This window comes from Vibrio sp. M260118 (assembly GCF_036533755.1).
Classification (GTDB): Bacteria; Pseudomonadota; Gammaproteobacteria; order Enterobacterales; family Vibrionaceae; genus Vibrio.
The window spans coordinates 1-11,124 of sequence record NZ_JATABG010000083.1 but is presented as its reverse complement, the minus strand read 5'-3'; the positions used below and the strand labels follow the sequence as shown (position 1 = coordinate 11,124).

General features: G+C 46.3%; 10 protein-coding genes and 1 pseudogene. 6 read left to right on the top strand and 5 right to left on the bottom strand.

Translation table 11 applies throughout. The features are described from left to right. Positions 1-171: 171 nt before the first annotated feature. The 6 genes and pseudogenes from QTO00_RS07425 to QTO00_RS07400 all read left to right on the top strand — a co-directional run bounded on the left by QTO00_RS07425 (position 172) and on the right by QTO00_RS07400 (position 5,942). A complete protein-coding gene (locus QTO00_RS07425; RefSeq protein WP_331424011.1) occupies positions 172-1,341 on the top strand; it encodes an isovaleryl-CoA dehydrogenase in 1,170 nt (389 codons plus the stop codon). Positions 1,342-1,354: 13 nt separating this feature from the next. Beyond that, positions 1,355-1,993, top strand: a pseudogene (locus QTO00_RS07420) (carboxyl transferase domain-containing protein); the annotation flags it as partial. Positions 1,994-2,128: 135 nt separating this feature from the next. Next, complete coding sequence (locus QTO00_RS07415; RefSeq protein ID WP_331424010.1) at positions 2,129-2,911, top strand: enoyl-CoA hydratase-related protein; 783 nt, start codon at positions 2,129-2,131, stop codon at positions 2,909-2,911. A gap of 5 nt (positions 2,912-2,916) precedes the next feature. After that, positions 2,917-3,831 (top strand): hydroxymethylglutaryl-CoA lyase, encoded by a 915-nt coding sequence (locus tag QTO00_RS07410; protein ID WP_331424009.1) that lies wholly within the window; start codon positions 2,917-2,919, stop codon positions 3,829-3,831. A gap of 165 nt (positions 3,832-3,996) precedes the next feature. Next, positions 3,997-4,980, top strand: a complete 984-nt coding sequence (locus QTO00_RS07405; protein ID WP_331424008.1) for a response regulator — start codon at positions 3,997-3,999, stop codon at positions 4,978-4,980. Further along, complete coding sequence (locus tag QTO00_RS07400) at positions 4,977-5,942, top strand: sensor domain-containing diguanylate cyclase (RefSeq protein ID WP_331424006.1); 966 nt, start codon at positions 4,977-4,979, stop codon at positions 5,940-5,942. Before QTO00_RS07405 ends, QTO00_RS07400 begins: the two co-directional genes overlap by 4 nt. Positions 5,943-6,027: 85 nt before the next feature. Here the strand turns inward: QTO00_RS07400 and QTO00_RS07395 are convergent, their stop codons facing one another. From QTO00_RS07395 to QTO00_RS07375, 5 genes are all read right to left on the bottom strand, one after another. Beyond that, the gene (locus QTO00_RS07395) at positions 6,028-7,038 is read right to left on the bottom strand and encodes a methyl-accepting chemotaxis protein (protein WP_331424004.1); all 1,011 of its coding nucleotides are present in this window, start codon (positions 7,036-7,038) and stop codon (positions 6,028-6,030) included. A gap of 353 nt (positions 7,039-7,391) precedes the next feature. Further along, positions 7,392-8,558, bottom strand: a complete 1,167-nt coding sequence (galK, locus tag QTO00_RS07390) for a galactokinase (protein WP_138974763.1) — start codon at positions 8,556-8,558, stop codon at positions 7,392-7,394. Between the two features lie 103 nt (positions 8,559-8,661). Further along, positions 8,662-9,720, bottom strand: a complete 1,059-nt coding sequence (locus tag QTO00_RS07385; protein WP_138974762.1) for a UDP-glucose--hexose-1-phosphate uridylyltransferase — start codon at positions 9,718-9,720, stop codon at positions 8,662-8,664. Positions 9,721-9,796: 76 nt separating this feature from the next. Next, entirely contained in the window at positions 9,797-10,816 is a 1,020-nt protein-coding gene (gene galE, locus QTO00_RS07380) for a UDP-glucose 4-epimerase GalE (protein WP_331423999.1), read from the bottom strand. Between the two features lie 43 nt (positions 10,817-10,859). Next, positions 10,860-11,124, bottom strand: a 265-nt coding sequence (locus tag QTO00_RS07375) for a hypothetical protein (RefSeq protein ID WP_331423997.1), incomplete at its 5' end; no start/stop codon positions are given.

The window sequence follows — 11,124 nt, the reverse complement described above, 5'->3', positions numbered from 1 at the left end:
GAAGGAGGCGGTGCTGATGCGCCAACTCGATGATATTAAAAATATGCTTGAAGATTTGAATGTCGCTGGAGAGCGATGTGAAAAAGCCCTGCTGGTCAGCCAAACCGACTAGCTAGATTTACGCGTCTTCGAGTAGTTCAAACGCGGCTATGTGTCGCACTCGGAGGCATTATGCTAGCAAACTATACCCCTCTAAATTTCGGGTTAGATGAATCTATCAACTTGCTGCGCGAGCATGTCAGCGGATTTGCTCAATCCGAAATAGCGCCACTCGCTGCAGAAATTGATCACTCCAACAGCTTTCCAAATCAGTTGTGGCCTCTGTTAGGCGAGATGGGGTTATTGGGAGTAACCGTCTCGGAGCAGTATGGCGGTGCTGAAATGGGCTATCTTGCCCATGTCATTGCCATGGAAGAGTTAAGCCGCGCTTCCGCCTCGGTTGCTCTTAGTTATGGCGCCCACTCAAATCTTTGTGTCAATCAGATCTTCCGCAATGGCAATGATGCTCAACTGGAAAAGTACTTGCCCAAACTAGTTGCAGGCACTCATGTCGGTGCCCTCGCGATGAGTGAGCCTAACGCTGGCTCTGACGTGGTGAGCATGCAGCTAAAAGCGGAACTCAAAGGCGCCCATTACCTACTCAACGGCTGCAAAATGTGGATCACCAATGGGCCAGACGCCGACGTACTGGTGGTTTACGCTAAAACGCAGCCAGACAAAGGCTCCCACGGTATTAGCGCCTTTATCGTCGAGAAAGACTTTGACGGTTTCAGCCACGCACAGAAACTAGACAAACTTGGTATGCGCGGCTCCAATACCTGCGAATTGGTATTCAAAAACTGCCCTGTCCCAGTGGAAAATGTACTAGGTGAAGTAAACCAAGGGGTCAAAGTGCTAATGAGTGGGCTCGATTATGAACGTGTTGTTCTCGCAGCGGGCCCGTTGGGAATCATGCAATCCTGCCTAGATCTAGTTATCCCCTATATCCACGATCGCAAACAGTTTGGCCAGTCAATTGGTGAGTTCCAATTGGTTCAAGCCAAGGTTGCCGACATGTACACCCGCACCAATGCCGCACGCGCTTACTTGTATGCAGTCGCCAACGCTTGCGATAACGGACATGCCACCCGCAAAGATGCCGCTGGCGTTATTCTCTATTGTGCTGAGCTAGCTACTCAAATAGCACTCGACGCCATTCAACTGTTAGGCGGCAATGGCTACATCAATGAGTTCCCAGCAGGCCGTCTGCTCAGAGACGCCAAGCTATACGAAATTGGTGCTGGCACATCTGAAATTCGCCGTATGCTCATTGGTCGTGAGTTATTCGAAGAAACCCGTTGAGAAGGTGCTTTCTATGCCTGTAATCAAGACAAAAATTAACAAACAAGCGCCACTGTACAACGACAATTTTGCTGCCATGAGCTCCTTGGTCAAGCAGCTTAATTTAGACATTGACGTGATTAAGCATGGTGGTGGAGAGAAGGCTCTGGAACATCAACGTCGCAAAGGTAAGTTACCCGTGCGTGAACGTATCGATCTACTACTCGATGACCAAAGCCCTTTTCTAGAGATTGGGCAATTCGCGGCGTGGCAGGTCTATGAAGAGAACGTCCCCTGCGCAGGAGTAGTCGCGGGAATAGGCAGAGTAAACGGCCAACACTGTATGGTGATCGCAAACGATCCATCGGTTAAAGGTGGTACTTACTACCCTCTAACAGTAAAAAAACACCTTCGAGCTCAAGAAATTGCTCAACGCTGCGAATTACCCTGCGTTTACCTCGTCGATTCTGGGGGTGCGAACCTTCCCCATCAAGCTGACGTTTTTGCAGACAAGGAGCACTTTGGCCGAATCTTTTTCAATCAAGCGCGTATGTCTGGCGAAGGGATTGCGCAAATTGCTGTCGTACTCGGCCTGTGCACCGCTGGGGGAGCCTATATTCCCGCAATGTCTGAGCCAGTGCAAGGCTTTGGGACGATGGCATTATCGATCCCAAAGACACCCGAAAACTGTTAGCCAACGCACTTAACATCGCTAACAACTCAAGCGTCAGTGACAGCAAGTTCGGTATTTTTAGGATGTGAGGAAACTATGCCAACCAAGCAGAACCCCAAATCCGATAGTGTCTTAATGACACTAGATCACAACGGAGTAGCAAGCCTTTCGCTTAATCGCCCTCGCCAAGCGAATGCTTTCAATGCTGAAGTTATTTCTCAGCTAATTCACTATCTAGACGCCCTCTCGGCAAATCCAAGCGTGCGCGCACTCGTTATATCTGGCAACGGAAAACACTTTTCTGCCGGAGCCGACGTAGAGTGGATGCGTTCTATGGTCGATAAAAGTCAGCAACAAAACCAACTTGATGCCTTTCAACTGGCGACGCTACTAGAAAAACTCGACCGCTTCCCTCACCCAACCGTTGCCGTCACTCAGGGCTGTGCATACGGTGGTGCGCTTGGTCTAGTCTGCTGCTGCGACATGGTGATCGCTCATCAAAACTCAGAGTTTTGCTTAAGCGAAGTTAAGTTAGGGCTTATCCCTGCCACCATCGCCCCCTACGTTATCCGCGCAATGGGAGTTCGAAATGCGCGGCGCTATATGTTGTCGGCAGAGAAAATTGATGCCAATACCGCATGCTCACTAGGCCTGGTTCATAAGGTTACCGAAAACCATGAGCTAAGCATTGAAGCGCTAGAATGGCTCACACCGATATTAGAACATAGCCCTCAAGCTTTGATAGAGGTGAAAAAACTCTGCCAACACTGTTATTCAGCCGACATTGATGATGCATTAAAGCACTATACTAGCGAACTGATCGCAAATATCCGCGTCTCACCCCAAGGGCAAGAGGGCTTAACTGCGTTTCTCAACAAACGCTCTCCAAATTGGCCAACGGGTAACCCTGAGGAGTGACTGCAATGTCTTTAAGTAACTCACTCCCTAAGTCAGTCAACATTGTCGAAGTCGGTCCACGAGATGGATTGCAAAACGAACCATCTGTCTCTCTTGAGGCAAAAATAGAGCTTATCGACCGCCTGTCGCACTCAGGTCTTACTCACATTGAATCCGGCGCCTTTGTTTCTGAAACTAAAGTGCCGCAAATGGCGAGTTCAGGCGACGTGTTCAAGCAGATATCTCGCCAAAAACATGTTACCTATTCTGCTCTAACGCCTAACGTTCAAGGATTAGAGGCGGCAATAGAGTGTGGCGTTGACCAGGTAGCCGTTTTTACTTCGGCGTCTGAAGGTTTTTGCCAGCGCAATATCAATTGCTCTATCTCACAAAGCTTAGATAGGTTTAGCGACGTCATAGAGTTGGCATCAAAGCACCAACTTCCGGTGCGCGGCTATCTTTCTTGTATTGTTGATTGCCCTTACGACGGCCCAACAGCTCCTACTCAAGTACGTGACGTTACTCGCGCCATGTTAGACATGGGGTGCTATGAGGTCTCTTTAGGCGATACCGTCGGCACTGGCACGCCGAATAAAATAGCTGATGTGCTCGATACCATACTTACTCAATCAGACACGTTAGAACTTGCTGCCCATTTTCACGACACCTACGGACAAGGATTAGCAAATTTGTACCAAGCACTTCTTATGGGCGTATCAACTATCGACTCCAGCGTTGCAGGTTTAGGCGGGTGCCCTTATGCGAAAGGGGCAGCCGGAAACGTAGCGACAGAGGATGTTATCTATCTGTGTCACGGAATGGGCATAGGAACAGGTTTGAAGTTAAATCATATCGTCGACACCGCGTGGTTTATATGTCACTTACTCAATAAGTTACCTAGATCGAAAGTCGCACTGACCATGCCACCTCAAACATTTTAATTCTGTGTCGAGCTTCCAACTTTTCTGATTGCTTTATAAAAAGCGCGTGAAATCATAACGATAAATATGTTAATTATTAATATCTGAACCAAGGTCACGATATTTTTCTCGATTCATACCTTCGATCCGCGTGGCAATTCCTAACAGGCTAAAGAATGACATTAAATGAACATCTTAGTGTGTGATGACTCGAAAATTGCTCGCAAGTCAATTATCGGTAGAATCGACCCCTCGGCTAATCTTACCATCCACCAAGCGGAGCACGGTCGGGCAGCGCTTGATATCATGCTTGAGCACAATATCGATCTTCTGTTCTTAGATCTCACCATGCCGGTGATGGATGGCTTTGAAGTTCTAGCGTCAATGCCAGTGAAAGACTACTTCACTCACACCGTAGTGGTTTCAGGAGACATCCAGCAAGAGGCAAAGTCACGTTGTGCCGATTTAGGCGCGCTAGACTTTATTGAGAAACCTTTCGTTACTTCTGACCTAGCGGCTCTGTTCGACAAGTTCAACTTGCCACTAAGACATATTGAAGCTCGACCAACAACTCAACAGGGCAAAGCAATTGACCTATTTGCTGCAATTAAAGAGATGAGTAATGTTGCGTTGGGTTCAAGTGCCTCTATCATCGCTCAGCAAATGGGCCGGTTTATTGAAATGCCACTACCGAATGTAGCGACATTGCACCAGTCTGAGCTGACCATGACGGTTCAAGACATCGTCAACAACGCCGATTCACGCGCAGTGTCACAACGTTTTGTCGGCAATGGCATCAACGGTGAAGCCTTAGTTTGCCTGCATGGCTCTGGTTTTGAAGCGATAACCCAATCGGACGAGAACAAGTTCAACAGCTCGGTCAATGAAACGATATTAGACATCTCTAATATCTTAGTTTCCTCTTTCCTGAACTCTTTCAGCAAACAGCTCGATATTTCTATCTCTCTAAGGCAACCGATCGTATTGGAAAAAGAGTTACTGCAAGTGTCTTTGGTCTGCGAACAATTTCTTAAAGGCTACGAGCAAGAGGTTTTTACCATTGAATTTGTCTACAAGGCAGAAAACCTTGATATTGCCTGTGACATTATCTTTTTAATGGATTTTGAATCTTTGAGTGCGATCGAAGACATTTTGGAGAGCGTGTTATGAGGTCAACCGATATTGGCGATCTGCATTGGGTAATGCAGATCCTTGGCGACTTGGATGCCGGATTAATCGTCGTGGATAAAGATTATCAAGTATGTGTTTGGAATACCTTTATGCAATCGTACAGCGGCATTGGTGCTGAGCACATCGTTGGCCGCAAGTTGTTCGATGTCGTACGTGACCTACCCGAACAGTGGCTGCGCAGCAAAGTCGATACCGCTTTTTCCTTAAACAGTCGCGGATTTTCTTGCTGGGAAGACCGCCCTTACCTATTCAACTTCAAGAATTTCAGTCCTATTTCGAATGGTCTCAGAGAGATGCGCCAGAACATCACTTTTTCGCCGTTAACGTCTGTCAACGGTGAGACCTCTCACGTAAGCATCATCATCAATGACGTCACTGACATTGCTAAGAATAAGATTCACCTTACTGATTCAAACCAGAAGCTGTCTGACCTAAGCAGAACTGATGGCCTAACCAAACTATATAATCGCGCTCATTGGGAAAATTGTTTGCAGCGTGAGTTTGAACAGTGCCAGATTACAGGGGCAACCTCTTCATTGGTTATCTTCGATATTGATCATTTCAAACGCGTCAATGATACCTATGGTCATACGATAGGTGATGAGGTGATCCGACACACAGCAGATGAGTTAAGAAAAGCATCACGAGGTACAGATATCTGTGGGCGCTATGGCGGAGAAGAGTTTACCGTCTTGCTACCCGGAACCTGCGCAGACCAAGCACTCTACTTTACAGAGCGACTACGTAAGAAAATCGATCAAGCTCGCGTCGACTGTGAACAAGTGTCCGTTAAATACACCATCAGCCTAGGGGTATGCGAACTGTCCACCATTCAAACTAGCCATTTAATGTGGCTTGAACACGCCGACAAGGCGCTCTACTTTTCAAAGCAAAATGGACGTAACCGTACGACGGTGTTTGAATCTGCGTTGGTTCAGTAACATAAGATAAGGCGCTATATATCAATCAGCGCCTCGAACATTGCTTTTAAGTCACTCAGTCAGCAATAGGCATTCGCTATCTAAGTTAGCTCACCTTAAAGAATTGTAACTCGTTTGATAGATGCACTGACATTCGAGCCAGTTCATCAGCAGCTTGGTTGCTTTCTTGCACCATAGTCAGGGTTTTATCTACCTGTTCACGAACAGAAACAATACTCTGGTTAATCATGTCAGCCGTTGCACTTTGCTCTTCAGTCGCTGCTGCAATTTGAATGCTAAGGTCATTCATTTGCTCAATACTGCCTGAAATCAGAACAAACGAGTCTCCTGCTGAGTTTGATTGAACAACAGTTTCTTCTAGCGTTTGCTGACCAGAGTCTAATGACTCCACAACCTGAGTGGTATTGCTTTGCAGCACTGAGATATGTTGACCTATCTGCTCAACAGCGCGCTGGGTTCCTTGAGCCAACTGCCTAACCTCATCAGCAACAACAGCAAAACCACGCCCTTGCTCACCAGCTCGAGCAGCTTCAATAGCCGCATTCAGAGCCAACAGGTTTGTTTGTTCAGCTATTTTCTGAATCACCTCTGTAATATCAGAAACTTGACTCGTTCCCTGAGCCAAGGTTGCAACCTCTGAGCTCATTGTGCCCATTTGCTCAACCAAACAAGTGATTTTGTCAGAAGTCTCATTCATCACCGCTTGGCCATCACGTGAAGAAGCAGTGGTTCGTTCCGCGCCATCGGCAGCCTCGGTCGCCCTTACAGCAACCTCAGAGATTGCGACCGTCATTTCATTCATAGCAGTTGCAACCTGGTCAGTCTCTAGCATTTGCGATTCAGCGCTAGCTAAGATATCGCCATTAACAACGGACATCTCTTCCGCAGCCGACGCCAAAAGATCAATACAAGATTTAACATCACAAACTGTCTTATACAGTTGTAGCTCCATGTCATTAAGCGACTGCCTCATATGAGCTAGCTCATCACGGCCTTCAATCGGGGCTACACTCGAACTAATCTCACCTCGGCTTAGTTTTTCTGCCTGCTTCTGAACCGATAGTACATTACGAGTGATATTCTTAGAAATATACATACACAACATAGCTACGACAGTAATACCCACAACAGCAGCAACCGTAACGAAAACCGTCGCTCTCTCGGTGGTATTGCTAATGTCAGCCTTTAGAACGGCTTGGTCCTTAATAATGTCAGCGTTAATTTGATTAACTTGCTACGCTACGCAACAAAGCCCTGCTGGCAGTTGCGATTTTTGTGTTGGCATTGGTGTTATACTTCCAATAATCAAGAAGCTCAATAAAAGATAGGGAAGCTCTTCAATTTGAGGGGTTCCCTATGTAGTCTTTGGTAAACTTCTCTGTCCATAGACACCCAATATAGTTGAAAGGATGTCTATGACATCACGCCGATTTATGGCCCACAAATCACTTAACTTCGAATATATTCAATAACGCCCGCGCCCTCTTTTGCCTGACATACGTAAATTGACTCTTTTAATCCGGTCGCGGATTCGTACTTCGCTTCGACGGTTGACTTCACTTTGTCTAACAGAGTTGGCGGAACCAATGCCACTACACAACCGCCAAAACCGCCACCAGTCATTCGGACTCCGCCCTGCTCACCAATCACGCCTTTGACCATTTCAACCAAAGTGTCAATCTCTTTTACAGTAATTTCGAAATCATCGCGCATAGAAGCATGCGACTCGGCCATCAATTCACCCATGCGCTTGATATCATTAGCACGAAGAGCTTGCGCGGCTTCCACTGTACGATCGTTTTCTGTGATAACGTGTCGGGCACGTTTGGCTATCGAGTCATCAAGTTCTGATAATTTTTCGTTGAACTGCTCAATGGTAACATCTCTTAGTGCTTTAACCCCAAAGATACGTGCGGCCTCTTCACATTGCTGGCGACGCATGTTGTATTCGCTATCAACTAGACCGCGTTTTTTATTCGAGTTGATAATCACGACCGCCATATCTTGAGGCATCGATACGGACTCAGTTTCAAGGTTGCGGCAATCCAATAGCATCGCGTGATTCTCGCGACCTTCAGCTGAAATCATTTGATCCATGATGCCGCAGTTACATCCGACAAACTCGTTTTCTGCTTGCTGACCAATTAAAGCAATTTCTGCCTGGCTAATCTCCAGACTAAACAAAATCTTAAACGTCTGACCGATAGCCACTTCTAGCGCCGCAGAAGAGCTTAAACCAGCTCCTTGAGGAACATTTCCGCTCACACAGATATCTGCACCAGCAAACGAGTAACCGCGTACAAGCAAACATTTGACAACACCACGAACATAGTTCGCCCACATTTTATTTGGCTGGAAAGTGATCTCTTGACTGATATCGAACTCGTCCACTTCATTACCGTAATCAACGGACACGATTCGGACTAGATTGTCATCGCGCTTTGCAGCAGCAACGACAGTTTGGTAGTTAATCGCACACGGAAGGACAAAACCGTCATTATAGTCAGTGTGCTCACCGATTAGATTGACGCGACCCGGCGCTTGGATTGTGTGACTTGGCGCATAGCCCAATACTTGCTCAAAGGAGGCTTTTACACTCTGTATTAGATCAGACATGGTTAAATCTCAGTTCAAATTAGTATTTAGATTCCCGAACCCGTTTTTCATTGGCGCTCGAAAATCACTGGTTTGATGTTCTGCTTTTTGAGTACCTTCGATCCTAGGTTCTCTTTTCCTTATAGTGAATATCACTTAATTCACGCAGACGCTGTGCCGCTTGCTCTGCCGTTAAATCTCGTTGGCTTTCTGAAAGCATCTCGTAACCCACCATAAACTTGCGAATTGATGCGCTGCGTAATAGTGGCGGGTAAAAGAGCGCATGTAGCTGCCAGTGGTCAATGTTTGTACCTTCTTCAAAGAACGGAGCATAATGCCAGCCCATTGAGTAAGGGAAAGAACACTGGAACAAGTTGTCGTATCGGCTGGTCAGCTTTTTGATTGCTACAGCGAGATCATCTCTTTGCTCATCGCTCAGATCACTCATGCGACGAATGTGTGTTTTCGGTAGCATCATTGTTTCAAATGGCCAGGCCGCCCAATAAGGCACAACTGCAACCCAATGCTTAGTTTCAACAACAGTGCGTGAGCCGTCTTTTAGCTCAGCCTGAACGTAATCAACCAGTAGGTTGCTGCCCTTCGCTTGGTAATACGCCTTTAAGTTATACTCTTTACGTTCAATCTCATTGGGTAAAAAGCTATTCGCCCAAATCTGACCGTGTGGATGAGGCTGAGAGCAACCCATGGCCTCTCCCTTGTTTTCAAAAACTTGAACCCAGATAAAATCTTTTCCCAACTCTTCAATTTGCGCGTCCCATGTATCAATCACACCACGAATTTTCTCCTCTGGTAGTTCAGGCAAGGTTTTGCTGTGATCCGGCGAGAAACAGATCACCCTGCTCAAACCACGTACGCTCTGAGTTTTAAATAATGGATTATCCGACTCCGGCGAATCCGGTGAATCAACCATCAAAGCCGCAAAGTCATTATTGAACACATAGGTTCCTTGATAATCAGGGTTAACGTCGCCTGAAATGCGGTCATTGGTTGGACAAAGGAAACACTTGCCTTCGTAACTGGGCAATTCGTCCATCGCTGGTTTTTCATCAGCACCACTCCAAGGACGCTTTGCTCGGTGCGGTGATACCAAAACCCATTGCCCAGTCAACGGGTTGTAACGACGGTGTGGGTGATCCACAGGATTAAATTCAACACTCAACATCTTACTTACTCTACTGTTAAAATATGCTAATAAAACTGCACTATTCGATAAGGTTGGATCTACAGCCGGGATTAGATTACTCCTGCAGATAACCTTTAGGATTGTTTGATTGCCATAACCAGGTATCCCTGGTCATTTCCGAGACACTACGCTTTGCCTTCCAGCCAAGAGTTCGCTCTGCCTTTTCCGTGCTCGCCCAACACTCAGCAATATCACCAGGTCTGCGAGGACATATCTCATAAGAAACTGGCTTACCGCAAGCGGAGCCGAACGCCTCAACCATTTCAAGTACGCTCGAGCCTTTACCTGTACCAAGGTTATAAATATGTAATCCTGCTTTCTCACCAACGGTTTTGAGTGCAGCAATGTGGCCATCCGCTAAATCCATTACATGGATGTAATCTCGAACTCCCGTACCATCTGGTGTTGAGTAATCGTTACCAAAAACAGACAGTTTTTCACGGAGACCAACTGCCACTTGGGCGATAAAAGGCATCAAATTATTTGGAGTTCCCTGTGGATCTTCACCCATTGTGCCCGATGGGTGAGCTCCAACTGGATTGAAGTAACGTAATAGAGTTATGCTCCAATCATTTTCCGCATTGAAGAGATCGTTCAAACACTCTTCTACCATGTACTTGCTTCGGCCATAGGGGTTAGTAGTTGCGCCAGTTGGCGAATCTTCAGTAATAGGCACAATGTCCGGATCGCCATATACCGTAGCAGACGAACTAAACACGATACTTTTCACGCCTGCTTTACGCATGCTGCGTGTCAATACCAATGAGCCATTGACGTTGTTGTCATAATATTCTAGGGGTTTTGCAACTGACTCACCCACAGCTTTTAAACCAGCAAAGTGAATCACAGCTTGGATTTCGTGTTTCGCAAATACAGAATCCAGGAAATCTTCATCACGAACGTCACCTAGATAAAAAGTAGGCTGCTTACCTGTTAACGCTTCAATTCTGCTAAGAACTTCGACCTTGGAATTACACAAATTGTCAATGATGATCGGCTCCATTCCCGCCTCAATCATCTGCACGCATGTATGACTCCCGATGTAGCCCATACCACCTGTAACTAGAATTTTCATTTTTGCTTATCCTTGACTGATTTCAGATTAGTAGGTTTCGTAGCTAAACTTTAAAAACCGCCACATCTTTCGTTAGTGCAGACGAAACTCGACTTATATCTCCATGAACATTTGCAATGGCATTTGCACTGTAAGCAATTTCATCACTTAATGAGTTTGACATCTCCACCTCTGCGTTCAGCTTCTTCATCATTGCGCACTGATTATCTGACGCTTGGGAAATACCAGAGTTAATGGTATTAATTTCACTAACGGCATTCTCAACAAGTTGAATGTGATCAATAACTTCTAACGTACTGTTTCGACTT

Bases quoted from the DNA above. Each gene is read 5' to 3' on its own strand.
- galE (WP_331423999.1), bottom strand. From the start codon at position 10,816: ATGAAAATTCTAGTTACAGGTGGTATGGGCTACATCGGGAGTCATACA.
- QTO00_RS07385 (WP_138974762.1), bottom strand. From the start codon at position 9,720: ATGTTGAGTGTTGAATTTAATCCTGTGGATCACCCACACCGTCGTTAC.
- QTO00_RS07410 (WP_331424009.1), top strand. From the start codon at position 2,917: ATGTCTTTAAGTAACTCACTCCCTAAGTCAGTCAACATTGTCGAAGTC.
- QTO00_RS07405 (WP_331424008.1), top strand. From the start codon at position 3,997: ATGAACATCTTAGTGTGTGATGACTCGAAAATTGCTCGCAAGTCAATT.
- QTO00_RS07415 (WP_331424010.1), top strand. From the start codon at position 2,129: ATGACACTAGATCACAACGGAGTAGCAAGCCTTTCGCTTAATCGCCCT.
- QTO00_RS07395 (WP_331424004.1), bottom strand. From the start codon at position 7,038: ATGTATATTTCTAAGAATATCACTCGTAATGTACTATCGGTTCAGAAG.
- QTO00_RS07400 (WP_331424006.1), top strand. From the start codon at position 4,977: ATGAGGTCAACCGATATTGGCGATCTGCATTGGGTAATGCAGATCCTT.
- QTO00_RS07425 (WP_331424011.1), top strand. From the start codon at position 172: ATGCTAGCAAACTATACCCCTCTAAATTTCGGGTTAGATGAATCTATC.
- galK (WP_138974763.1), bottom strand. From the start codon at position 8,558: ATGTCTGATCTAATACAGAGTGTAAAAGCCTCCTTTGAGCAAGTATTG.